The sequence below is a fragment of the Saccharothrix coeruleofusca genome, from assembly GCF_017876325.1.
Taxonomy (GTDB): Bacteria; Actinomycetota; Actinomycetes; order Mycobacteriales; family Pseudonocardiaceae; genus Actinosynnema; species Actinosynnema coeruleofuscum.
The window spans coordinates 1,296,789-1,321,124 of sequence record NZ_JAGINV010000001.1; the positions used below are offsets into that span (position 1 = coordinate 1,296,789).

General features: G+C 72.2%; 20 protein-coding genes. 9 read left to right on the forward strand and 11 right to left on the reverse strand.

What is annotated here, in order from left to right:
- Positions 1 to 10 precede the first annotated feature (10 nt).
- A complete protein-coding gene (locus JOF41_RS06205; protein WP_244990303.1) occupies positions 11 to 2,176 on the reverse strand; it encodes a protein kinase domain-containing protein in 2,166 nt (721 codons plus the stop codon).
- Between the two features lie 127 nt (positions 2,177 to 2,303).
- Between JOF41_RS06205 and JOF41_RS06210 the strand changes: the two genes are divergently transcribed.
- Entirely contained in the window at positions 2,304 to 2,480 is a 177-nt protein-coding gene (locus JOF41_RS06210; protein WP_189225482.1) for a hypothetical protein, read from the forward strand.
- Between the two features lie 56 nt (positions 2,481 to 2,536).
- Positions 2,537 to 4,225, forward strand: coding sequence for a serine/threonine-protein kinase (locus JOF41_RS06215; RefSeq protein WP_209616908.1), 1,689 nt, complete (start codon positions 2,537 to 2,539; stop codon positions 4,223 to 4,225).
- A 9-nt stretch (positions 4,226 to 4,234) separates the two neighbouring features.
- Here JOF41_RS06215 and JOF41_RS06220 read toward each other — a convergent pair whose 3' ends face one another.
- The 3 genes from JOF41_RS06220 to JOF41_RS06230 all read right to left on the reverse strand — a co-directional run bounded on the left by JOF41_RS06220 (position 4,235) and on the right by JOF41_RS06230 (position 10,155).
- Positions 4,235 to 5,587 carry a serine/threonine-protein kinase gene (locus JOF41_RS06220; protein ID WP_209616911.1) on the reverse strand — a complete coding sequence of 451 codons (1,353 nt, stop codon included), beginning with the start codon at positions 5,585 to 5,587 and terminating at the stop codon, positions 4,235 to 4,237.
- A 229-nt stretch (positions 5,588 to 5,816) separates the two neighbouring features.
- Positions 5,817 to 8,702, reverse strand: a complete 2,886-nt coding sequence (locus JOF41_RS06225) for a M36 family metallopeptidase (protein WP_209616914.1) — start codon at positions 8,700 to 8,702, stop codon at positions 5,817 to 5,819.
- A 148-nt stretch (positions 8,703 to 8,850) separates the two neighbouring features.
- Entirely contained in the window at positions 8,851 to 10,155 is a 1,305-nt protein-coding gene (locus JOF41_RS06230) for an MFS transporter (protein WP_189225486.1), read from the reverse strand.
- Positions 10,156 to 10,402: 247 nt separating this feature from the next.
- Between JOF41_RS06230 and JOF41_RS06235 the strand changes: the two genes are divergently transcribed.
- The 4 genes from JOF41_RS06235 to JOF41_RS06250 all read left to right on the forward strand — a co-directional run bounded on the left by JOF41_RS06235 (position 10,403) and on the right by JOF41_RS06250 (position 14,388).
- Positions 10,403 to 10,885 (forward strand): hypothetical protein, encoded by a 483-nt coding sequence (locus JOF41_RS06235; RefSeq protein WP_189225487.1) that lies wholly within the window; start codon positions 10,403 to 10,405, stop codon positions 10,883 to 10,885.
- A 42-nt stretch (positions 10,886 to 10,927) separates the two neighbouring features.
- Positions 10,928 to 12,889 (forward strand): sensor histidine kinase, encoded by a 1,962-nt coding sequence (locus JOF41_RS06240; RefSeq protein ID WP_209616917.1) that lies wholly within the window; start codon positions 10,928 to 10,930, stop codon positions 12,887 to 12,889.
- A 61-nt stretch (positions 12,890 to 12,950) separates the two neighbouring features.
- The gene (locus JOF41_RS06245; RefSeq protein WP_209616920.1) at positions 12,951 to 13,658 is read left to right on the forward strand and encodes a response regulator transcription factor; all 708 of its coding nucleotides are present in this window, start codon (positions 12,951 to 12,953) and stop codon (positions 13,656 to 13,658) included.
- A gap of 55 nt (positions 13,659 to 13,713) precedes the next feature.
- Positions 13,714 to 14,388 carry a hypothetical protein gene (locus tag JOF41_RS06250; RefSeq protein WP_209616923.1) on the forward strand — a complete coding sequence of 225 codons (675 nt, stop codon included), beginning with the start codon at positions 13,714 to 13,716 and terminating at the stop codon, positions 14,386 to 14,388.
- A 71-nt stretch (positions 14,389 to 14,459) separates the two neighbouring features.
- On the opposite strand, the gene JOF41_RS06255 is transcribed toward JOF41_RS06250, so the two are convergent.
- From JOF41_RS06255 to JOF41_RS37640, 5 genes are all read right to left on the reverse strand, one after another.
- Positions 14,460 to 16,334 (reverse strand): multicopper oxidase family protein, encoded by a 1,875-nt coding sequence (locus tag JOF41_RS06255; RefSeq protein WP_209616925.1) that lies wholly within the window; start codon positions 16,332 to 16,334, stop codon positions 14,460 to 14,462.
- 312 nt (positions 16,335 to 16,646) lie between these two features.
- Positions 16,647 to 16,967 carry a hypothetical protein gene (locus tag JOF41_RS06260; protein ID WP_209616928.1) on the reverse strand — a complete coding sequence of 107 codons (321 nt, stop codon included), beginning with the start codon at positions 16,965 to 16,967 and terminating at the stop codon, positions 16,647 to 16,649.
- Between the two features lie 16 nt (positions 16,968 to 16,983).
- On the reverse strand, positions 16,984 to 17,283 hold the full coding sequence (locus JOF41_RS06265; protein ID WP_209616931.1) for a hypothetical protein: 300 nt from the start codon (positions 17,281 to 17,283) through the stop codon (positions 16,984 to 16,986).
- Positions 17,284 to 17,499, reverse strand: a complete 216-nt coding sequence (locus tag JOF41_RS06270) for a polymorphic toxin-type HINT domain-containing protein (RefSeq protein ID WP_209616934.1) — start codon at positions 17,497 to 17,499, stop codon at positions 17,284 to 17,286.
- 110 nt (positions 17,500 to 17,609) lie between these two features.
- On the reverse strand, positions 17,610 to 17,732 hold the full coding sequence (locus tag JOF41_RS37640) for a hypothetical protein (protein WP_276515665.1): 123 nt from the start codon (positions 17,730 to 17,732) through the stop codon (positions 17,610 to 17,612).
- Between the two features lie 77 nt (positions 17,733 to 17,809).
- Between JOF41_RS37640 and JOF41_RS06275 the strand changes: the two genes are divergently transcribed.
- Positions 17,810 to 17,995, forward strand: a complete 186-nt coding sequence (locus tag JOF41_RS06275; protein ID WP_209616948.1) for a hypothetical protein — start codon at positions 17,810 to 17,812, stop codon at positions 17,993 to 17,995.
- 325 nt (positions 17,996 to 18,320) lie between these two features.
- Complete coding sequence (locus tag JOF41_RS06280; RefSeq protein WP_209616951.1) at positions 18,321 to 20,192, forward strand: pectate lyase-like domain-containing protein; 1,872 nt, start codon at positions 18,321 to 18,323, stop codon at positions 20,190 to 20,192.
- Positions 20,193 to 20,425: 233 nt separating this feature from the next.
- Here the strand turns inward: JOF41_RS06280 and JOF41_RS06285 are convergent, their stop codons facing one another.
- Complete coding sequence (locus tag JOF41_RS06285; RefSeq protein WP_307867259.1) at positions 20,426 to 22,075, reverse strand: beta-1,3-glucanase family protein; 1,650 nt, start codon at positions 22,073 to 22,075, stop codon at positions 20,426 to 20,428.
- A gap of 582 nt (positions 22,076 to 22,657) precedes the next feature.
- On the opposite strand from JOF41_RS06285, the gene JOF41_RS06290 reads away from it, so the two are divergent.
- Positions 22,658 to 22,855, forward strand: a complete 198-nt coding sequence (locus JOF41_RS06290) for a hypothetical protein (protein WP_209616955.1) — start codon at positions 22,658 to 22,660, stop codon at positions 22,853 to 22,855.
- 449 nt (positions 22,856 to 23,304) lie between these two features.
- On the opposite strand, the gene JOF41_RS06295 is transcribed toward JOF41_RS06290, so the two are convergent.
- Positions 23,305 to 24,264, reverse strand: coding sequence for a glutathione S-transferase family protein (locus JOF41_RS06295; RefSeq protein ID WP_209624045.1), 960 nt, complete (start codon positions 24,262 to 24,264; stop codon positions 23,305 to 23,307).
- Positions 24,265 to 24,336 lie beyond the last annotated feature (72 nt).

Below are 24,336 nucleotides of genomic sequence, written 5' to 3' on the forward strand. Positions count from 1 at the left end.
CTCGCGGGGGTCAGTCGACGCACGGGGGAGCGGCGGGAACGGGGTTGGGGGCGGCGGCGGGGCCGGAACCCGGCTTCGCGGTCCGGAGTCCATTGATGAACGCGCGCACCGTGGCCGGGTCGGCGGTCACGGCTCCCTCGGGACCGCCTGCCGCCGCCTGCACGGGCAGGACGAGGAAGTCGACGTCGCCCGCCGCCACCTCCCGCAGCCGCCCGGCGAGGTCGAGCAGGTCCGACCCGGAGTCCACGACCATCGTGCGCTTGACGGCCGCGACCAGGTCGGAGACGGCCGCCGGGTCGGTCAGCGTGCCCGCGGAGGTGATCTTGTCGATCAGCGCGCCCAGGAACGCCTGCTGGCGCGCGATCCGGTCGAGGTCGCCGCGCGGCAACCCCTGCCGCTGGCGGAGGAACGACAGCGCGTCGCTGCCGGACACCGACTGCGGCCCGGCCTTGAAGACCGCGCCGGAACCGGGGTCGGCGACATCGGCCTTGAGGCACACCTCCACCCCGCCCACGGCTTGGCTGAGCAGGTAGAAGCCGTACAGGTTGAGCTCGGCGTACCGGTCGACGCGGACCCCGGTGAGCTGCTGCACCACCTGCACCAGCAGGCGGCGGCCCGCGGTGTCGGACTCCCGCGCCAGGCGCTGCTCGTCGACCACCCCGCTCGCGCGCAGCTCGGCCTCCGCGCGCTGCTTGCCCACGCCGAACACCTCGCTGATCGACCCCTCGCCCGCGTCGGGGAGCGGCACCCGCAGGTCGCGGGGGATGGAGACCGCCGCCGCGCGACCGCCGCCCTCCGACAGCCGGACCAGGATGGCGCTGTCGGTGTTCACGCCCGCCGACTGCTCGGTGCGCAGCTGCCTGAGCACGTCGTCCGGCAGCGGTCGCCCTTCGGCGTCGGTGCGGCTGTCGCTGCCCACCAGCAGCAGGTCGGTCATGCCGTCGGCGCTGTCGGGGCTGCCCGGCACGTCGAGCACACCGGGCACCTTGACCTGCTCGTCCACGCCCGACAGCACCCACCACGCGATGCCCGCGGAGACCAGCACGGCCACCGCGGCCAGCGCCACCACGACCCGGCCCACCCGGCCGAGCACCCGGCCCGCGCGGCGGCGCGCGGGCCGGTCGGCGGGCGGGCCCGCAGCCACGTGCGTGGCCACGTGCGCGGTCACGTCGTCGGCCGGGTCCGGGGTCACCACCCGACCGAGGGTGAGCTGCTCGTCCCGCTTGGGCCCGAAGCCGAAGTGCGTCGTCGGGGCGGGTGGGTCGGGGTCGACCACCTCGGTGCTGTCGCGGGTAGCGGCGGTGGTGCCACCGGGAGCGCCGTCAGGGGTGTCGTCGGGAGTGCTCTCGGCAGTGGTGTCGGGGGTGATGTCGAGCGCGGAGAGGGCGTCGCGGAACAGCGCGGCAGTCGCGTACCGCTGCGCCGGGTCGTTCGCCAACGCCTTGCGCAGCACCGCCATCATCTCGTCCGGCACGCCCGCCACCGGGGGCACCGGCTTGCCGTGCAGCAGGATGATCTCGGCCAGGTTGGGGTCGCCGACGCGGGGGAACCGGGGCGGACGTCCCGACAGCAGGGCGTAGAGGGTGGCGCCCAGCGAGTAGACGTCGGCGCGCTCGGTGGGCTGCTCCTGGCGGAACGCCTCGGGCGCGGCGTAGGCGGGGGTCAGCGCGGACAGGCTCGCCGAGCTGTCCCGGCCCGGCTCGGCGAGCGCGGCCAGGCCGAAGTCGGCCAGTCCCGGCACGCCGTAGCGGTTGACGAGGATGTTGGCGGGCTTGATGTCGCGGTGCAGCACCCCGGCGGCGTGCGCGGCGGCCAGCGCGTCCGCGATCCGCACCCCGAGCTCGCGCACCCGGGCCGGTGACATGGGCCCGCCCGTGCGCAGCCGGTCCAGCAGCGACCCGCCGGTGCACAGCTCCATCACCAGGTACGGCCGCCCGTCGGCCAGCACGCCCGCGTCGTGGAGCCCCACCACGTGCGGGTGGCCGGACAGCCTGCCCGCGGCCTTGGCCTCGCGGAGGAACCTGCGCCGGTCCGCCTCGTCCAGCACCATGCGGCTGTCGACCTTGAGCGCGACCTCGCGGTCGACGCTGACCTGGAGCGCCCGGTAGACCACGGCGAACCCACCGCGCCCCGCTAAGCCGACCACCGCGTAACCGGGCACCTCGGGATGCGACATCGCCACGGAAGACGAGTCTAGGGATCGGCGCCCGGTCTTCCTCCGTATTCGTGCCACGCCGGGTGGTTGTCCGGCGAACCCGGTCAACCACCTGTTCCGCGCTGCGGCGGACGGCCAGACTCGCGGCATGATCGTCATCCTGGACACGACCCCGCTCCACCCGGACAGCGCGATCCGCCCGGCGGCGCGACCGGGGCCCGTCCGCCGGGTCGCCGTCCCGGTCGGCTCCGCCCTGGCCGCGGTGGTCGTCGACCGCTTGGCGGAGGGCGTCCTGGACGCGCTGCTGGGACTGCTCACCGGCTGACGCACCCGCTGACACACCCGCTGACGCGCGCCGCGCCGCGTGGGTATCTTCTGCCCATGCTCGATCCCGAGGACCGGCTGCTGGCCGGCCGGTACCGGTTGCGAGCCCGGCTCGGCAGCGGCGGCATGGGCACGGTGTGGCGGGCCGCCGACGAGTTCCTCGAACGCGAGGTGGCGGTCAAGGAGGTGACCCTCCTCGACGCCGTCGAGGAGTCCGCGCCCGCCTTCCAGCGCACGCTGCGCGAGGCCCGCGCGAGCGCGCGATTACGGCACCCCGGCGTCATCACCGTGCACGACGTGGTCCTGGAGGGCGGTCGGCCGTGGATCGTGATGGAGCTGGTCGAGGGGCCTTCGCTGGCCGAGGTCGTCGAGCGGGAGGGACCACTGCCGCTGCACCGGGCGGTCGACCTGGCCCGGCAGCTGCTCGCCGCCCTGTCCTACACCCACCAGCGGGGCGTGCTGCACCGCGACGTCAAGCCCGCCAACGTGCTGCTCGACGGCGACCGGGCGGTGCTCACCGACTTCGGCATCGCGGCGGTCGAGGGCGGCACCGCGCTCACCGCGACCAACCAGCTGATCGGCTCACCGCAGTACCTCGCGCCCGAGCGCGTCAGCGGCGCGGGCGCTGCGGCGGCGAGCGACCTGTGGGCGCTCGGCGTCACCCTGCACTTCGCGGTCACCGGGACCTCGCCCTTCCAGCGCGACGACGTGCGGGCGGTGCTCGGGGCCGTGCTCACCCACGAACCGCCGCCGGTCCCCGGAGCGCTGGGACCGGTCATCGCGGGTCTGCTGCGCAAGGACCCCGCCCGCAGGCTCACCGCCGCCGAGGCGGGCGCGCTGCTGCCCGCAGGCGCGGCGGCGACCCGCCGGATCACCTCCGGCACCGCCACCCGGCCCGAGCCGAAGGGGCTGTCACGGCGGGAACGGCGCCAGGTGCTGGGCGTCATGGCGCTGGTGATCGCGCTGGCCGCCGCGGCGCTGCTGTGGGCGAACTGGTCGCGGGGGAGCGGATCGGCGCTGGAGCGCATGGCCGCGCGCGGCTCGGTCACCATCGGGGTGCGCGACGACCAGCCCGGCCTGAGCCTGTGGGACTCGGTGTCCCAGACGTTCAGCGGCTTCGACGTGGAGATCGCCGAGCTGGTCGCGGACGGGCTGGGCTACGACGAGGACCGGATCACCTTCGTGCCGGTCGCCCCGGCCGACCGCGAGACCGCCCTCGCCTCCGGCGCGGTGGACATGGTCGTCGGCGACTACCCGATCACGGAGGAGGCCAAGCGGAGGGTCGACTTCGCGGGCCCGTACCTGGTCAGCGCGCCCAGCGTGCTGGTGCGCGAAGGGTACGTGTGGCCCGATGACCCCGGCGTGATGCGCGGGCGCGAGGTGTGCACGGTCGGTGACGCGCGCCCCGCCTCGGGACGGGTCGAGCGGGCCGACTTCGTGACGAGGCCGAGCTGGGCGGACTGCGTCGAGGCGCTCGACACCGGGGCCGTCGACGCGGTGGTCTCCGACGAGGCGGTCCTGCTGGGCTACGCCTCGTTCGCGGCGAACCGGTTCGACCTGCTCGTCGAGCCGACGGCCGCCGTGGAGTACGGGATCGGCCTCGCCCACGGCGACAAGCCGTTGCGGGACGAGGTGAACGCGATCCTGGAGGAGGCGATCGGGAACGGCGGGTGGCGGGCGGTCCACGACCGGACGCTGGGCGCGTCCGGTCAGCAGCCCAGCGTCCCCGTGGTCAAGCCGTACTGATCCGCGGACCTAGCTCCGCTCATCGGCCGACGGGCTCGGCTCGCCCGCCCCGGCGTTGCTCTCCGGGAGGTCGGTGGGGCTGGAGGCGGGAGGCACCGAGGTGGAGGTCTGTCCCCCGGTGGTGGTGATGACCGGCGGGGAGGTGGTGACCTCGGTGGCCGGGTCGCTGGTCACAGCGGGGGCGGAGGTGGTGGCCGAAGGTGTCTCCGAGGTCGTGACCTGGGGCGTGGTGGTAGTGGTGGTGGTCGCCTGGGTGGTGTCCGGGGTCTGGGTGGCGGCCTTCTGCGGGGGGTTGAACACGGCCTGCGGCGCCGCGTCCTGCGGCAGCTGCGGGGCGACCGGCTGTGACGGTGCCGAGGAGGCGGGCGGCGTGGTGGAGGAGGCGGGCTGCGAGGTCGCCGGTTCCTGGCCGACCGTCGCGGCCGTGCCGATGCTCAGCGCGCCGACCAGCGCGCCCGCCACCGTGACCAGCACCTTCCGGGAGGGGCGCAGCTCGCGGCGCGGCGCGGCCTGCGCGGTGTCCGAGGGCACTGTGCCCAGGGGCGCGGCGTCCGTCGGCACGGTCCCCATCGGCACGGTGTCGTCGGGCAGCAGTGAGGCGGCGGCCAGCGCCCGTGCGCAGTCCTGCGCGGTGGGGCGGTCGTGCGGCGCGGACGCGGTCATCCGCGACAGCAGCCGTTCGACGTCGGCGGGCAGGTGCTGGGGGATGGCGGGCGGGCGGTGCAGGCGGGCGATCGCGGCCTCGACGTCGCCGCCGCCGTACTCGCGCCGCCCGGTCAGGCACTCCAGCAGCACCAGGCCGAGGGCGTAGACGTCGGCGGGGTGGTCGACCTCCTGGCCGAGCACCTGCTCCGGGGCGAGGTAGGCGGCCGTGCCCACCAGCTGGTCGGTGCGGGTCAGCCGCGTCGCGCCGGTCAGGTGGACCAGGCCGAAGTCGGCGAGGTAGGCGTTGTCCTCGCGGTCGAGCAGGATGTTCGAGGGCTTGATGTCGCGGTGCACCAGACCGTGGGAGTGCACGTGCGCCAGCGCGTCGGCCAGCCCGGCCCCCAGCCTGCGCACCTGGTCCGGGGACAGCGGTCCCCGCTCGATCCGGTCGCGCAGGGTGTCGCCCTCGACCAGTTGCAGCACGACGAACGGGGTGCCCTCGTGGGTGTCGGCGTCGTAGACGGAGACCAGCCAGGGGTGCGAGAGGTTGGCCAGCGCGCGGACCTCGTTGTCGAACCGCTGGGCGGCGGCGTCGTCGAAGCCCGGCTGGAACAGCTTGATCGCGACGTGTCTGCGCAGGAGGGTGTCCCAGCCGCGGTGGACCTCGGACATGCCGCCCAGCCCGATCGGCTCGGCGAGCTCGTACCGGTTGGCCAACAGGCTCTCACTTCCCGACCGTGACACTGCGTTACCTCCGGTCGCGTTCGCGGACCACTTTCGAGTGCCCGGCGAACGGGGAGCGCAAACAGTTGTCCGAATTATGAGACACGCCCGACTCGTTGAGGCGAGTCGGGCGTGTCCAGATCGCTCGGTGTGAGCGGTCCGCATCGGACAGTGCGGTGAGGACGGTGTCATCCGGAAAGATGGCGTCCCAATTGGCGTCGATTCAGTCGCGGAACGCCTGCAGCTCGGAGATGCGCACGGCGCGTGCCAGCTCCGGGTTGCCGGTGGCGCAGTCGCTGGTCGACCGCGGGTCGTCGTGCTGCGACCCCGCGTAGTCCGGCGCGCCCGTGCACTGGTTGGACACCACCTGGATCCTCAGGTGGGTGGCCGTGATCGGCGGCGTCGGGAACGAGCGCGCGGTCAGGTCCGGCGCGGTCGGCCGGGGGATGCCCGCCGGGAAGGCGTCGGCCGGGCTGGTGTAGGCCAGGCGGAAGTCGGCCGGGGACGCGCACGACGAGCCGGACGTGGTGTCGCACGCCAGGATCTCGAACTGCCGCAGCGCGGTGAACCGGTTCTGCGCGCCGGGATCGGGGTCCTGGAGGATCTCCGACCGCAGCAGGGCGCTCACCTGCACCCGCCGGATCACCTCCGGGGCGGTGCCCGCGAGGTCGACCGTGACGCCCCGACCCGCCACCGGCGAACCGACCGACGCCCAGTTCGTCGCCTCGGTGTCGTCGATGAGCCGGTCCAGGTTCACCCCGTCGCCGGTGGCGGTCGCGCCACGGGCGCGGGAGGCCAAGTTGGGCGTCAGCGACGGGCTGAGCGTGCTGTCCTCCCGGACCGCCTGCCGCAGCCGCGTGCTGCCGTAGCCGTTCGCGGCGACGATGAAGTCGTACTCGCCCGGCACGACCTCCACCGCGTCGGGCAGCGCCGTCGCCGGGTCGGTGTCCGCCACCGGGACCGTGCGCCCTTCGTAGTGGCCGATGTAGAGCCGCGCCCCCGGCACCGCGGACAGCCGCAGCGTCACGTTCTCCCCGTCGGGCGAGGCGAAGCTCGGGGTCGGGTCCACAGCACTGGGGCCGTTGCTGGCCGCGTCGCGGCCCAGACCCCGCCGGGCGAAGGCGTCCCACAGCTCCGGCAGGTCCGCGCCGCCGAAGCGGACCTCGTTGGCGGCCAGGGTGGCGTCGCGCATGTCGACGAAGCTGACCGCACCGGAGGCGGTGAGCAGCAGCGCGTCGAACGCCTGCTGCACCCAGCGCCGGTTGCCGGGGCACTGCTCGACGGGCAGTTCGCCGTCGGCGCACGCCCGCTGCGACTCCGGGGTGCCGAGGCCGTACTTGTCGATCATGGCCTGCCGCACGTCGAAGCTGGTCGCGCCCCAGATCTCGCCGTCGGCGTGCACCTGCGCGCCGACCAGGTCGTAGGCGATGTTGCTGTAGTTCAAGGGGCTGCGGCTCATGTCGTAGTTGCGGATGCCCGCCCCGGCGTCCGCGGAGACGTACCCGCCGATGACGTGCGCGGTGTCGCCGCTGGGCTGGAAGCCGTACTCGAACAGGTACTCCATGGCGAACAGGTCCGAGTGCGACTCGTTCATCGCGCCCGCCTGGCCGCTGCCCCAACCGTTGTCGGGGCCCGCGATCATCCGGTTGGTGATCGCGTGCGCGTACTCGTGGCCGATCATCGACATGTCGTAGTCGCCGTCCACGCACGGCGCGTAGAACCCGCCGGGCGTGGGCTGCCAGAGGTACATGTTCGTCACCGGCGCGACACCGTCGGGCGGGGTGACCTGGTTGGCGTTGTTGCGGGACGGGAACGACGGCGGCGCGCCGCCCGCCCGGCCGCCGGACTGGGCGTTGCCGCGCTCGGCGTCGCCGCCCAGTCCGCCGCGATCGCCGTTGTCGGTCTGCAGGTTCCAGGTCTCCTCGGTGAAACCGAGGTGGTAGGACCAGTCGTGCATCCGGTTGTGCGTGGCGACCAGGTTGGCCAGCGCCGCGTCGACGTCGTTCTGCCGCGCGGAGGAGAAAACCGCCGGGTCGCAGCGCTCCTCGTGCCACTGGTTGGTCCACGGGTAGGTGTAGCGGCGGTCGGCCGCGGTGGCCGCGGTGCGGGTGCCGACCGTGCCGTTGGCCAGGTCGTCCCACTTCTCGGTGCTGCGGGCGGAGTTGCCCGACGAGGTCCGGCTGGGCGTCCCGGTGGCCGGGTCGACGTCCCATGCCAGGTCCCGGTCGGCCGTGCTGACCGACCGCTCGCAGTCCTCCAGCCGCACCAGGCACCACCGCTCGCGGGTGTCCGCCGAGGAGTAGTCGGCGGGCGGGTTGGCCGGGAACACGTCCCAGGCCGGGTTGTCCGCCTGGTGGTCCACCAGGTTCTCGCGGACCAGCAGCTCGCCGGTGCGGGCGTCCACGTAATCGGTGAAACCGCTTTCCCCGGTCATCCTGACGACCTGGTACGCCATCCGCGCGGGACCGTCCGGCATGGGCACCGCGCCCAGCAGCACCCGCGTGGCGTCACCGAGCCCGGCGGTGTCCACCGCCTGCTCCGGGGACAGCGTCGCGGCCTGCGGGGCGGCCCTGGTGGGGCTCATGGTCGAGCTGAGGAACACCACCGCGCCGTCGCGGATGCCGAAGGCCGCCAGCCCGTCCAGGATCGCGGGCGCGGACCCGAACCGCTGGCGCAGCATGACGTAGGAGCCCTGTCCCATCGGGCGGCTCACGAGCACGTCCATCGAGTCGACGTCCTGCTGCGCCAAGCCGAACACGTCGCGGTTGGCGGACAGGTAGTCGCGCGCCACGGTTTCCGGGGAACCGCTTCCCCGCGTCCGCAGGTCCGCGCGGGGCACCAGCGTCGCGGGCGAGCCGTACCGGTTCCACCGGACCGTGCTGCCGCGTTCGCCCGCGAGGGCGCGCTGCCGGTCGGTCGGCGCGGTGGCCTGCGGTCGGTTGTCGATGTCACCGCCTTCGACGGTGTCGCCCTGCACGACCGACGCGCTGTCGCCGGCAGGCCCCGGGGGCGCGGCTTGCGCCCCCGGTGGACCGATCACCAGCGGACTGATCACCAGTGCGCCCGTGGCGGCGAGCGCCGCTGCCCGCCGCAAAGCCCGTCTCCGCATCCGTCCACGCCTCTCCGTGCGCCAGCGTCAGAGATCCGACGTGGATCAAGCTTTCTCTTAGCCGACAACGGGAAGAAAGACCCGTTTGCCAGTATGAGGGGTAGCGCGGACAGCCGGGGACGAAAGGGCACGCGACAGCGCGCCGGGATTACGAGCGGGTCGCGCGCAGCGCCAGGGTCACCACCGCCGCGGACACCATGCAGGCGCCCACCACCCACAGACCGAGCCGGTTGTCACCGGTCGCGTCGGCCAGCGCGCCGGTGACGTAGGGCGCCAGGAACCCCGACAGGTTGCCCAGCGAGTTGATCAGGCCGATGCCCGCCGCCGCGGCGGCGCCGGTCAGGTGGGCGGTGGGCAGCGCCCAGAACGAGGGCAGCGCGGCCAGCACGCCGCAGGCGCACAGCGTCACCGCGACGATCGCCAGCCACGGGTCGGTCAGGTACAGCGCCACCGGGATGGCCAGTCCGCCGACCAGCGCGGGCACCGCCACCCGCACCACCGGGTCCGCCGCGCGCCGGGCCCACACGACCATCGCGACCAGACCCGCCACGTACGGGACGGCGTTGATCAGGCCCTGCTCCACCGTGGAGAAGGTGGTGCCGTACTGCGCGGCGAAGCCCTTGATGATGGTGGGCAGGAAGAACCCCAGCGCGTAGAGGCCGTACACCACGCCGAAGTACACCCAGGACAGCGCCAGCACGCGCGGGCTCTTCAGCGCGCCCAGCACCGACCGGGGGCCCGTTCGCGCGACGGCCGCCCGTTCAGCGGCGAGCGCGCGCTCCAGCGCGTCCCGCTCCTGCCGGGGCAGCCACTTCGCCTCGGCGGGCCGGTCGGTGAGCAGGAACCACACGACCGCGGCCAGCAGCACCGACGGGATGCCTTCCAGCAGGAACATCACCCGCCAGCCGGACAGGCCGAACAACCCGTCGCCGTGCTGGATGATCAGCGTGGAGACCACGGCCCCCAGCGCGGTGGAGATCGGCACCGCGGTCATGAACCAGGCGGTCGTCCTGGCCCGCTGCGCGGCCGGGAACCAGTAGGTCAGGTACAGGATGATGCCGGGGAAGAAGCCCGCCTCGGTGATGCCGAGCACGAACCGCAGCGCGATCAGCACCGCCGGGTTCGGCGTGAAGGCCATCGCCGTGGCCACCACGCCCCAGGTCACCATGATGCGCGCGATCCAGCGGCGCGCGCCGAACCGGTGCAGCATCAGGTTGCTGGGCACCTCCAGCAGCAGGTACCCGATGAAGAACACCCCGGCGGCCACGCCGAAGAGCGTGGCCGACAGCCCCAGCTCCGCGTTCATCCCGTTCGGGCCCGCGAACCCGATGTTGACCCGGTCCAGGTAGTTCACGAAGTACAGCAGGACCAGCAGCGGGATCAGGCGCCTGCCCGCCCGGCGCACGGCCGAGCGGACGAGCTGCTCGTCGGTTCCGGCGGCGCTGTCAGCCATGGACCCTTCCTCTCACAGGACCCGACCAGGATCAAGGACCCCGTAGTAGCGCGCCACCGTTGCGGGCCCGGCGACGACCTGGGCGGGCGTCTGCGTCATATGACCTTGTCGCCTCCTCCGCGACCGGGGGTAATGCGGTTCGTCGGCACCCGGATCGCCCGTGAATGGGGGAAGGCGACCCCTGGTTCCCGGGAGTTCGGGACCGGCAGGCTGCACCACGACGACAACGGCGAACCGGAGGAGATAGATGTCCGCACCCACCGAAGACCGGGGACAGCTCTCGCACCCCGTGCTCGGCGACCTGGAGCTGTGGTACGAGACGTTCCTCGTCTACGCGGCGACCGCCCCGGCGGGCAACCCGCACTTCCCCACGGCTCACGTCATCGAGGCGGAGTTCGACGCGCAGCGGGTCCAGGAGGGGCTGGCCTGGTTCGAGAAGGAGTACGGGCAGCTGCTCGGGCCGGGGTTCCTGCCCGACCTGGCGACGATGCGGCGGGCACTGGCCGCGGCGGCGGAGACCCCGGCCACCCGAAGCCGGACGGCGGTGGTCGCGCACCGGCACCCGCACGTGATCGCGGACGGCGGGGAGGTGGTGCTGCACGCGGGCACCGCCGTCACGTTGAGCGGAGGCGGCCTGGAGGGGACGCTGGCACTGGACTACGAGGGCGTGGGGGTGAGCGACGAGGGTTCCCCGTGCCACAACTTCTGGCACTGGCTCAACGGCACGTGACCCCCGCGGGGTGGCGTCCGCGGATTCTTCCAGGGGAGGGGCATGTCATCCGGACGGACAGCGGGGGCCGGGATGCGGGGCATCGGCGGGGCGGTGATCGGCGCCAGGCTGCTCGCGGGGGGCGGGGCAGGACTGGTGCTGGTGGCGGGGGCCGTGCACGCGGCCTCCGCCACCACCCCGGCGCACCCGCACAACTGGATCACCGCCATCGTCCACTGCCTGCTCGGCGAGCGGCTCGTGGCGTACGCGCGGCGCAACCCGGTGGGGTGGGCGGTGCTCGCCATGGGGGTGTGCGGGGCCGCCGCGACGGGGGTCGCGGCGTGGCCGGACCAGCGGTGGGTGGTGTGGGTCGGCAGCTGGGTCTGGTGGCCCACCTACTCGCTGCTGCCGGTGGTGCTCCTGCTGTTCCCCACCGGGCGGCCACCCGGCCGGTGGTGGTGGGCGGCCGTGCTGGTCGCGGGCGTCGGCGTGGTGCTGCCGCCGGTCGGGATCGGGTGGGCCTCGTGGGCCGAACCGGCCACCTTCTGGGAGGACGTCTTCGGCGGCACCGCGCGACGAGGGGTCGCGGTGGCGCTGTCGGCGTTCGGGTTCGCCGCCTTCGCGGTCGCCCTGGTGGCCGCGGTGGCGTCCCTGGTGGTGCGGTGGCACCGGGCGCGGGGCTCGCAGCGCCGGGTGGTGCGGTGGGCGCTGGTGGGCGCCCTGGTGGTCGTCCCGGCGCTGGTGCTGGAGCTGGCGTCCGGGGCGGCCTGGGGCGCGTGGCTGATGGCCGCCGCGGCGTTCCCGGTGGCGGTGGTGATCGTGATCGTCCGCCACGGCCTCTACGACATCGAGCTGGTCCTCCACCGCACGTTGTTGTACGGGCTGCTCGGCGCGTCGCTGATCGGCGGGTACACGGCCATCGCGGTGGCCACCACGACGGCCGTGCCCACCGGCGGCAACGTGCTCGCCACGGTCGCGGTCGTGGCGGCGCTCGCCCCGCTGCACCGGCTGCTGCAGGGCGCGCTGAACCGGTGGCTGTTCGGCGACCGCGCCGACCCGTACCGCGCGCTGGTCGAGCTGGGCCGCACGCTGGCGCACCCGCTGCGCCCGAACGAGCTGCTGCCGACGTTGGCGGCGTGGGTGGGCAGGGCGCTCAAGCTGCCCTACGTGGCCGTGCACCTGGAGGGGGCGGAGAGCACCCCGTCGGCGGTGCACGGGCGCTCCTGCGGAGGGCAGCGGTACCAGGTGGAGCTGTGGCACGGCGGTGAGCGGACCGGGGTGCTGGTGGCGGAGGCCAGGGCGCGCGACGAAAGGCTCACCGCGCGGGAGCGCAGGCTGCTGGAGGACATGGCGGGGCAGGCCGCCCCGGCGGCGCACGCGGCGCGGCTGGCGCTGGCGCTGCGCGAGGCCGACGACCGGTTCGAGCGCAGGCGGCGGGAGGACCTGCACCGGATCAGCAACGACCTGCACGACACCATCGGCCCCAGCGTGGTGGGCATCCGCAAGCAGGTGAGCGCGGTGCTCAGGGCGGTCGACGACGCCGACGGCAGAACGCGGAGACGCCTGGCGGACGTGGTCGCCGACCTGGAGACGCTCACCGACACCGTGCGCCGGGTCTCGCGCCACGTGCAGGCGCTGGACCTGCGCTTGGGGCTGGTGCACGCGGTGTGCCGCCAAGCGGAGCGCTTCGACGGCGAGCCCGCCGTGCGGGTGGTCCACGCGGGCCGGTTCGACGACATCCCGCCCGCCGTCGAGCTGGCCGCCTTCCTGGTGGTCAGCGAGGCGCTGGCGAACGTGGCGCACCACGCGGAGGCGGCGAACTGCGTGATCGACCTGGTCCGCACCCCCACCTGGCTGCGACTGGTGGTGACCGACGACGGCCGGGGGATGCCCGAGCGGCCGACCCGCGGCGTGGGACTGGTGTCGATGCGGGAACGCTGCCAGGATCTCGGCGGGGAGTTCCACGTCGAGCGCGCGAGCCCCGGCACCCGCGTCACGGCCCGCATCCCGCTGGGGCCGCGATGACCGGTGCCCCGCGCGGCGGCGGGACCGACTGCCGCCGTGCACCAGCGTGGGGGGACGCACTGTGACGCACACCGGGACGCACACCGGGACGCACACCGGGACGCACACCGGACTGCGGGTCCTGGTGGTGGACGACCACCCGATCTTCGTCAGGGGCCTGCGCAGCGAACTGGAGGACGCGGGCGACATCCACGTGGCGGGCGAGTGCGCGGACGGCGTGCGGGCCGTCGCGCTGGTGCAGCGGGAACGCCCCGACGTGGTGCTGATGGACCTGCGGATACCGCCCGCCGACGGCGAGGAAGCACAGCTCTGCGGGCCGGACGTGATCCGCCGGATCGTCGAGCTGGCGCCCGCCACGAGGGTGCTCGTGCTGTCCATGCACGAGGAGCCCGAGCACGTGCGGACAGCGCTGAACGCGGGCGCGAACGGCTACCTGCGCAAGGAGGAGAAGGACATCGCGCAGGCGGTGCGCACGGTGGCCGAGGGCAAGATGGTGCTCGACCCGCGCGTGGGCAGGACGCTGCTCGGCAGCCAGCCGCGGCTGGCCGACGGCGTCCTGCCGTTCCGCCTGACCATGGCCGAGTACCGGATGCTGGTGCTGATGGCCAAGGGGTGGAACAACCAGCGGATCGCCGGGGAGCTGCACCTGTCCACCAAGACGGTGGCCAACCGGGCGCTGGAGATCCAGAACAAGCTCCAGGTCCGCGACCGCGACGAGGCCGTGGAGAAGGCGCGCAGGAACGGCATCGGGGCGGAGCACAACCCGTGAATCCGGGACGCGGTGCTGCTTGTTCCCGGGAACGCGGGAGCGGGAGCGTTCGCCCATGCTCAACGCACACGCGCACCCCGTCTACCGCATAGCGCTCGGGGTGGACATCGAGGGTTCGACGACCCGGAGCAACCGGGAGAAGCCCGTGCTGCGCGAGGTCATGTACGAGATCATCGCCGAGGCGCTGGCGCGGCACGGCATCGGCGACGACGTCGACCGGCTGGTGGACCGGGGTGACGGCGCGCTGGCCCTCATCCGGCCGTCCGACCGGGTTCCGAAGACGCTCCTGCTGGGATCGGTCGTGCCCGAGCTGAGCAGGCTGCTCACCCGCCACAACACCCGGCGGCCGGAGGTGTCGATGCGCCTGCGGGCGGTGGTGCACGCGGGTGAGGTGCACTTCGACGAGCGCGGCCAGTTCGGGGAGCTGCTGGACGTGGCGTGCGGGCTGCTCGACGCGCCCCGGCTGAAGCTGGCCCTGCGGGAGACCAGCGCGCCGCTGGTGCTGGTGGTCTCCGACGAGCTGTACTGGTCGGTGGTGCACCACGGCTACGACAGCATCGCGGTGCCGTCGTTCGCGCCGCTGGTGAACATCCAGGTCGGCCCGGCGCCGAGGCAGGGATGGGTGCACGTGCCCGGCGAACCGACGACCTGGCAGTACGGCCCGGTGCGCGGGCCGGTCGGCTCCCCGCAGCGCGGACTGCCCCTGCCGGGTGTGTCCACTGTGGACTGATGATCGTCCTGCGGCGCTCGCGCGGTGGCCCCCGCCTGAGCCAGGCGGGGGCCACCGGGTGCGGGTCGGCGTCAGAGCGCGTCGCCGCTGTCGCGGGCTTCACCCGCGACCGCACCGTGGTGCGGGTGACCGCCGAACCGGTGGATGTGGAACCGGGCGGCCTCGGCGGGCATGACCACGAAGGGCCGCATCATGCCCTCGTCCTCGTGGTCGAGGATGTGGCAGTGGTACATGAAATCGCCCGTCGCGCCCCCGAAGTGGCCCGCGATGGACAGCCACTCGCCCGCCGCGACCTGGAAGGTGTCCTTCCAGCCCTCCTCCTGCGGGGTCAGCGGCGTGCCCGGACCGGGCACCGGCAGCGGCGCCGGGGTGCCGCCCGTGGCGAGGTCGAACCCCGCGACGTTGCCGGTGTTCGGGTCCAGCGCGTACTTCGTGCGGTTGAGAGCCTGGAACTGGCTCATGTGGACGTGCATCGGGTGGGTCGGGCCGCCGAGGTGGATGAAGTTCCACACCGCCCAGCGGTCGTGGTTGATGAAGATGCTGGTCGTGTCGTCGAACAGGCTGGCGACCCGCTCGAACGTGCGCACCTGGCCCGTGGCCGGGTCGGTGAGCTGGATGATCCCCTCCGCGGGCAGCGGCGGGGGCTCCTCGATCTCGTGCAGCTCCCACATCTGCGGGTGGCCCTCGCCCGCCGTGCCGGGCGGCACGAGCGCGATGAAGACGTGGTCGTGGTCCTCGGGCACCGTGGTGCCGTGGTGCAGCCGCACGTAGGAGGTGGACAGCCGCGCGGGCAGCCGGAAGCGGTCGTTCCGGTCGCGGTTCTCCACCCGGAACTGCATGATGTCCGGCTCGGGCGCGGCGCTGCGGTGGGCGTTGGTCAGCCGCACCCGCCTGCCGCGCAGCTTGGTGAAGTCGATGAGCAGGTCGGCCCGCTCCGCCGGGGCGACGACCAGCCCGCCCGCGGGCAGCGCGGCGGGCCTGGGCAGCAGACCGCCGTCGGTGCCGATCTGGTGGACGGCGTGGTCGAGCGACTCGCCGGTGGCGTCGTCGACCAGGTGCAGCTGGTAGAAGCGGGCGTTCGAGGCGTTGACCACGCGGAAGCGGTACCAGCGGGTCTCGACCTCCATGTGCGGCCAGATGACGCCGTTGACCAGCGTGAACGGCCCGGTGAACGGCAGGTGCAGCTGCGTGCCGTCGGGCGCGGTGACGAACGGGACCTTGTAGAGCAGCTGCCCGGTGAGCGCGCCCGACGCGTCGGTGTCGAGGTTGCGGTCGGTGATCAGCAGCGGCACCTCCTGCTCGCCCGAGGGGAGGTTGAGCCTGGCCTCCTCCTCGTCGCGGATCAGGTACACCCCGGCCAGGCCCGCGTGCACGTTGAAGCGGGTGATGGCCATGGCGTGGTCGTGGTACCACAGCGTGGTGGACTGCTGCCGGTTCGGGTACTCCGCGAGCTGGGAGAGGTCCTTGAGCACGGCGTTGTGCGCCCAGCCGTCGTTGCCGCCGCCGGTGAGGGCGCCGTGCAGGTGCACGACGTTCCACGACGGCAGGTCGGCCACCCCGTCGATCAGCGACACGCCGTCGGGCAGCGAGCCGTCCGGGTTGCGGAAACCGGGGTTGTTCTGCGGCGCCGACGCGATCGGCGCCTGCACGGCGATCAGCGGGATCTTCCCCTCGGTGCCGTTGGTCCAGGAGACCCGCAGCTGGCGACCGCGGCGCACCTCGATGGTCGGTCCGGGGAAGTGCCCGTCGTAGGCCCACACCTCGGTGGGCGGCAGCTGCGAGTGCAGCTGGGTGGTCGCGCGGACCGTGGTCACGGTGAGCGCGTCCTGGTGCCACCACGAGTGCGGCCGGATCACCGGCGGCACGCGCAGCGGGTCGAGGAACTTGGTGAGTCCGAAGGTGGGCCCCTCCGCGGCGGGTAAGGCCCTGCTGACTAACTCGGTCATGTGAATCCCCCTGGCGGCGTCGTGACGCGCCACCGCCCGTCAGCGGTGCGGCGCATCGGTTTCCCCCATGTCGGCACCTCCCGCTCCCCAGTGGGAAGTCCCGACACTTGTTAGGAGCCAGCGTACGCGCACTGGATACCTGCGCGTCCAGACCAGTTTTGGCCACGAAATCTGCGGTCGGTAGGCCTGTTTGCGCCCGTTCTTTGTGTGCGGTGCGTAGTGGACCCGTGTCGGTGTGCAGCGGGTGTCGTTGGAAGAGATGAGGGGTTGCCGTGGTCGACAGCCCCTCACCTCGATCGATTCCCTTGTGGATCAGCCGATGCTCACGGTCGGCGGTGCGGGCAGGGGGCGGCCGTCGCGCTGCTCCAGGAACTCGCGGACGATCCCGAAGAACTTGCCGATCCGCTCCTCGGGCGCGAGTTCGTCCAGCGACCCGCCCGCTTGCATTTCGCGGGCCACCGCGAGGTCGTGCGCGAGCCTGGACCACACCAGGCTGCGCCCCTCTCCCAAGCGGTCCGCCAACCAGTCCGCGAAACCGTCCAGCAAGCTGAACTCCAGCGCGGAGTCGAACCCGAACAGGAAGGTGGTGGCCTTCTCGAAGGTGGTGAGGCCGTACGCAGACGGGCGTGCCATCACGTGTGCGAGCCGTTCACGAGTGTCCATGGTGACTGCCCAGCGTAGGGAGGCCGGTCTTTGAACAGGTTGAGTACTCCGCGATCTCCATCCCGTAGCGGCCTGTCGTGGTGTCGAATGCCTTGCCGTCCTTGACCAGGAACACGTGGTACCGCCAGTTCGTCTCCGTCTTGCGGACGTTGCCGATGAAGGAGTTCGTGTTGACGCCGCCCGCGTTCCGGATCATGACGAGGTCGCCGCCGATCTTGGGCTGAATGCCCTTGGCCACCGCCTCGCACCTGCCGACATCGCAGACCTCGGAAACGGGCTTGGGCACTCAGTCGGCACCGAGGTCGGACGTGCAGTTGTTGTGCACCAAGACGTGCGCGCTGGTGACGTAGTAGTTGTGGTCGTCCTCGACCTCGAAGTTGTAGACCGGGACGGCCCGGGCCTCGGTGGTGATGCCGGTGACCTCGGGCGCGCTGCCGTCGCGGCCCTGCAACCTGTCCTGCGGCTTGAGCGCGGTCGCCTGGACCCATCCCCGGCCGATCACCCAAGAACGGGTGTTCCGCGCCGTCGAGCATGGTCAGGTTGGCGCCGAACCGGCCGAAGGCGCCATCAGGTGGGCGGCGTCGCCGAGCAGCGTCACCCCCGGAGCGGGCGTCAGGTCAGCGGGGCGGGCAGGGCGTGGATCGGGTGCTGGGCGAAGTCCCCGTCGTTGTCGGTGACGAAGGCCAGCAGCTCGTCGGCCCACCCGGCGAACTCGCCGAGCAGGAACCGCCGCACGGCCCGGTGCCAGCGGGGTCGACGCCCGCCGCGTCGGGCCGGTCGAGCGGGACGCGCATGGCGATGTAGGTGCGGACGTGGCCGTTGCCGTTGCGTTGCCCGACGATCGCCCGGTGGTTGCCGTCGGTGGCGGACACCTGGCCGTGGCCGACCAGTTCCGCAATCCGTGGGTGGCGCTGCTCGGCGCTCTCGTAGCGGGCGTCGAGGAACCGGACGCCGGTGTACGCGGGCACCGCGTCGCTCAGGAGCGGCCGAACCCGTGACCACGCGCCGTCCGCGCCGATGGGCCAGGTCCGCCTCGATCGTGGACGCGGGCGCGCAGCAGCCCGCCCGGCCCTGCTCCGACGATGACGATGCGCTTGCCCTTGGCGGCTCTCCTCGGTTACTGAGTGAACGACCGTTCAGCAGGAGACGCCGGCTGAACGTAGGTTCAGTGGTCAATCGGCCGCAGGGCATGGCGTCCCGCCGGTTCGTGAAGTAGAAATAGCGCACCCGCCGTCCGCCGCGTGACCTCATCGGACTTTCCGTGAGAGCGCTCTCGCAGTGAGGTGGCGGGGAGGCGTCCCTACTCCTCCTAGAGGCAGGTCAATGACGATCACGCGCCACGTCAACCATGAGAGCGCTCACACACGGCTCGGCCGGGCGTTCGCGCTGGGCCTCGTGCTGGTTGCGACCACCGCGGCCACCGCGCCCACCGCGACCGCGGACCCGCCCCGGCAGGGCACCCCGGACCTCGGGGCCAACGTCAAGGTGTTCGACCCGAGCATGCCGGTCAGCGAAATCCAGGCGGCGCTGGACGCCACGCACGCCGCCCAGGTCGACAACGAGATGGGCACCCAGCGCTACGCCTACCTGTTCAAGCCCGGCCGCTACGGCACCGCCGAGCAGCCGCTGCAGCTCAAGGTCGGCTACTACACCGAAGTCGCGGGCCTGGGCGCCGCGCCGACCGACGTCGCCATCAACGGCAAGGTCGAGGTCTACAACCGCTGCCTGACCGAAGGCGGCACGGCCAACTGCCTGGCGCTGGTCAACTTCTGGCGCACCCTGGGCAACCTGACGATCAACACCGACCCGAAGGGCCAGGACGACTGCCGGTCCACCGCCAACTTCTGGGCGGTCTCCCAGGCGGTCTCCCTGCGGCGCCTCAACATTCCCAACGGCACACTGTCGCTGATGGACTACTGCACCGCCGGTCCGCAGTACGCCAGCGGCGGGTTCATCGCCGACTCCAAGCTGCCCACGGTCACCAACGGCTCGCAGCAGCAGTGGCTGACCCGCAACAGCGAAGTCGCGAGCTGGTCCAACGGTGTGTGGAACCAGGTGTTCTCCGGCGTCAAGGGCGCTCCCGACGACGCGGCCTTCCCCAACCCGCCGTACACCACGCTCGACACCACCCCGCTCAGCCGGGAGAAGCCGTACCTGTTCGTCGACGCCTCGGGCGAGTACGCCGTCCGCGTGCCCGCCGCGCGCAAGAACACCAGCGGCGTCTCCTGGGCCAACGGCATGACCCCCGGCCGCACCATCCCGCTGAGCGACTTCTTCGTCGCCAAGCCAACCGACTCGGTGCGCGAGATCAACAGCCAGCTCGCGCGCGGCAAGCACCTGCTGCTCACCCCCGGCGTGTACGACATCGCCCGCAGCATCGAGGTCAAGCGCGCCAACACGGTCGTCCTCGGCATCGGGCACGCCACGCTGACCGCCGTGAACGGCGCGATCCCGCTCGACGTCGCCGACGTGCCCGGCGTCGTCATCGCGGGCGTCACGGTCGACGCGGGCACCAAGACCTCGCCGGTGCTGCTGCGGGTGGGGCAGAAGCACGGCAAGCGCCCCAGCTCGCCGCTCAACCCGACCACGCTCTCCGACGTCTACTTCCGGGTCGGCGGGCCGCACGTCGGCAAGACCGAGACCGCGCTGGAGATCAACAGCGACAACGTGCTCATCGACCACACCTGGGTGTGGCGGGCCGACCACGGCGTGGAGGGCTTCACCGACACCCAGCGCTGGCACACCAACACCGGCCGCAACGGCGTGATCGTCAACGGGGACAACGTGACGGCGACCGGTCTGTTCGTGGAGCACTTCCAGCAGTACAACACCGTGTGGAACGGTGAGAACGGCACCACCGTGCTGTACCAGAACGAACTGCCCTACGACCCGCCGACGCAGGCCCACTGGATGAACGGCGACGTCGAGGGCTGGGCCGGGTACAAGGTCGGCGACCGCGTGCGGTCGCACACCCTCCACGGCGGTGGCGTGTACGTGTTCAACCAGAACAACCCGGACATCCACACCGAGAACGGGTTCGAGGTCCCCCGGACCAAGGGCGTCAAGCTGCACCACATCATGACGGTCAACCTCGCGGCGGGGACCATCGACCACGTCGTCAACGGTGTCGGCGAAGCGGCCGACACCACCAAGACCGGCGTGCCGGTGTACGTCGACGAGTACCCGGCTCCGTAGCGGGGAACGCGGGCCCGCGAACCACAGGCCCGGCCCGGTCGGCCCGCACCGCCGACCGGGCCGGGCCCTTTCGTCCGCCCGGACGCGGTGCGCACGAACGCGTGGCCCTGACCGGAGAACAGCACGCCCGGCTCCTCGAACTGGAGTCCGAGGGTGCTGGAGTTGGGGCGGACAACGAGAAAGGGGGCACGGGTCGCGACGACCCGTGCCCCCTTTCTCCGATCGCGGTCGAGCTACGCGCGACGCCACTTCTGGTTGGCGGTGCCGCCGCACTCCCAGAGCTGGAGCACGGCGCCGTTGGCCGGGTTCCACTCCGCGATGTCGAGGCACTTGTTCGACTGCGGGTTCACCAGGTCACCGGCGTCGCTGAGCACCCACTGCTGCGCCGGGTTGCCGCTGCACGTCGCGACCTGGACGGCCGTGCCGTTGGCGGTCGCGCCCCACGCGACGTCGGCGCACAGGTTGTTGCCGGTGCGCAGGGTGCCGCCGGCGAACTCCCACTTCTGGCCCGCGCTGCCCGCGCAGTCGGCCACGGTCAGGCGCTGGCCGTCGGCGAGTTGGGGCGCGGTCAGGCACTTGCCCTGCCAGTCGCTGACGATCGTGCCGCCCGTGGGCTGCGCAGCGGCGGTCGTCGTGCTCGTGACGCCCGTCGTCGTGGTGGGGGTGGCCGTCTTGGTCTGCGTGGCGGGCGGCTGCGCGGGCGTGCCGCCGTCACCGGTGAACGGCGTCAGGGTGATGCCCGCCGAACGCGGGTCGCCGTCGTGCACCAGGGACTCCTGCGCCTGCACGTCGTCGAAGGCGAAGCCGTAAGCCTTGCCGTCGACCATGTTCTCGTGGACCAGGCGCGAGTAGTGGTTGGTCAGCTCGCCCTTGTAGAAGTCGGCGGCCGTGCCACCGGGCTGGGTGTCGATGGTGCCCAGCGTCGAGCGGTGCAGCGCCGCGCACAGCGTGCGGGCGATGGGGCCGACGACCCGGTCGTTGGGCGCGCCCAGCGCGCCGTCGCAACCCCACACGTTGGCCGTGGTGGGCTTCTGGAAGGAGGCGACCTGCTGACCGGCGGTGTCGGTGAAGTTCATGACGTCACCGGAGGTGCGGCCGAAGAACTTGGTGCCCGGCTGGTCGGTGAACGGCACCACGGTCAGCGTCTTGCTCGTGTAGGCGTTCCAGGCCTGCGTGATGTACGGGTCCAGGTAGTTCGGGTCGAACAACGCGCCGTCGGCGGCCTTGCCGGGCGCCAGGGCGCGCAGCACGGTGCCGTCGGACCGCGTGATCACCGTCTTGTCCCACCCGGCCTGGTTGCGCAGGCCGTTGATGACCTTGTCACGGCCACCGGGGAGCAGTTCACCGGTCTTCTTGGTCGTGCCGTCCGCGCCGGTGACGCTGACCGCGTGCGGCACGGCGAACTGGTCGACCTGCGAGCTGTTGAGCCACAGACCCGCGTCGTTGTAGGTGAACTCGCTCCAGTCGAACAGGATGTCGTGGTTCGCGTCGCCGGGCGACCAGGGCGCGGGCTGGACCAGGCCGTCCGGGGTCAGGAAGAACTTCAGCTTCTCCCCGAAGGACATGTAGACCCGACCGGAGATGAACCGGGGGACCTTCAGGGTGACGCTGCTGCCGTTGGCGGGCCCGGCGATGGACACGTCCGGCGCGGCCACCGGCGGGTTCGCCCCCGGCGACCACGCGGTGAAGGTGCCGGACTGGTTGACGTACCCGAGCTTGCCGCCGGGGCGGATGTCGGTGCCCAGGACGTAGAGGTGCACGGCCTCGGAACGGCCGCTGTTGTTGGTCACGGTGAGCGGGAGCAGGTCCGGTCCGCTGGCCAGCACGGGCTTGATGATCAGGGTTCCGGCGGCGACGGCCGCGCCCACGACCAGTGCGCTCACCCATTTAGTTCTGGTGCGCATCGAGCGAGAACTCCTCTTTTGTGCAGGGCATATCGGTCTCCGCCCACCGGCGGTTCAGGGGGCCGCCGGGGCGTGGGACGGGCGGGAAAGGGCGCCACATCCCGTGAGAGCGCTCCCGTAGCGTTGTGGTTCCGCTGCGCGATGTCAAGGCCGGAGGCCGTGACGTAGGGGTTGTCGCATTTCCTCGCCCGCTCTGATCTGCGACTCGGCGGATTTCTCCGGAAAAAGTGTTATCCCTGGTGTCGCAGCACGTCACAGCACCGCTGACTCCACAGTGGACTAGGCGGTGTCGTGCGAGTCACGCCCTGTCGCCCCACGGGTCGAACGTTCGCGACCTCTGAGTTCGTCGTTCAAGTCGCGCGCTCGCGCGTCTCGGGTTAACCTTCGCGAATTTCGACAGTACTTGCAAACGCACACAGGCGTGCGCGGCGGTTCGGGACAATCGCGGCCGTGCGGATCGGAATCCCGGACCGCCCGTGTCCGCCGCGCGGCGCTCCTCCGCACCACGTGGCCGCCCACGACGTGAAGAGGCGATGCGCCGTGCGCGGAATTGCACGAGTCGTGTCATCGCTCCCGGTCCTGGTGCTGGGGATCGCGGTCACCGCGCCGACCACCGCGGAGCAGGCGCGGCCGACCAACGGCTTCTCCCGCAGCGGGCCGTGGAACACCAAGCTGCCCGCCCACGTGCCGCTGGACCCGCGTTCGGCGGAGATCGTCGACAACATCAAGCTGGACAAGGAGAACAACTACGGGACCTGAGCGGTCAACACCGATGAGTGCTCCACGCCGATCTACCACCCCACCGGACATGCTGGTGTCCAAGGGCACCGACGCCTCGGTGACGATCTACCAGCCGTCGACTGACACCTGCTGGACTTCTGGCGGGCCGAGCGGGACGCCGACGGCGACCGGTCGGCCCGCTGGGGCGGCAGGATCGAGCGGTACTCGCGCAACCCCGGCACCTTCTACAACCCGTTGGGGGCCACCGCGACCGACCCCCGCTGGGGGCGTTCACCAGCCGCCGCGAGAGCTGCGGCGCGGACGATCTCTCCCCTTGGACTACGCCAAACCCGCCCTCTGGCCACGTCTGCAAGTACTACCCGAGCCGCCGCGGCGGGCCGTTGACCACTGCCCGTCCACGACATCCGTTCGCACGGGTGGTAGTTGTGCGCTCGATCGAGGCGCACGGGTAGTACTTGCCGACGTGGTCAGGGCAGGGGGGTGTGGGTGGGGTCGACCCGTTCGGCCTCGCGCACCGGGCCGGGCGGGGTGCCGTCGCCGAACGGCCGCCCGCCCAGCGCCTCGCGCCCGTGCGGGGTGACCCAACCGGACAGGTCCGGTCCCAGCGGCACGATCCCGCTGGGGTTGATGTCCTCGTGCACGACGTAGTAGTGCTGCTTGATCTGCCAGAAGTCCACCGTGTCGCCGAACCCCGGCGTCTGGAACAGGTCCCGCGCGTAGCCCCACAGGGCGGGCATCTGGTCGAGTTTGTTGCGGTTGCACTTGAAGTGCCCGTGGTAGACCGGGTCGAAGCGCACCAGCGTGGTGAACAGCCGCACGTCGGCCTCGGTGATGGTGTCGCCGACCAGGTAGCGCCTGCCGCTGAGCCGCTCCTCCAACCAGTCCAGCGCGGTCCACAGGCGCGCGTACGCCTCGTCGTAGGCCCGCTGGCTGCCCGCGAAGCCGCACCGGTACACGCCGTTGTTCACCTCGGTGAACACCCGCTGGTTGACCTCCTCGATCTCCTCGCGGTGCGCCTCGGGCAGCAGGTCGGGCGCGCCCTCGCGGTGGAACCGCCGCCACTCGGTGGACAGGTCCAGGGTGATCTGCGCGAAGTCGTTGGTCACCACCGCGCCGGTCGTGGTGTCCACGATCGCGGGCACGGTGATGCCGCGCGGGTAGTCCGGGTCGCGCTTGAAGTACGCCTCCTGGAGCCGCTCGATGCCCAGCACCGGGTCGCGCCCGCCGGGGTCGAGGTCGAAGGTCCACGACCGCGCGTCGTGCGTCGGGCCGGGCAGGCCGAGGGAGATCGCGTCCTCCAGCCCCAGCAGCCTGCGGACGATGATCGAGCGGTTGGCCCAGGGGCAGGCGCGGGCGGCGACCAGCCGGTACCGGCCGGGCTCGACCGGGAACCCGTCGCGGCCGTCGGCGGTCACGCGCGTGGTGATGTAGCGGGTGTCGCGGGTGTACTCCTTGCCCTTGACCGAGTACTTGCCGCCTTCGCCGTGTTCGGGGTTCTC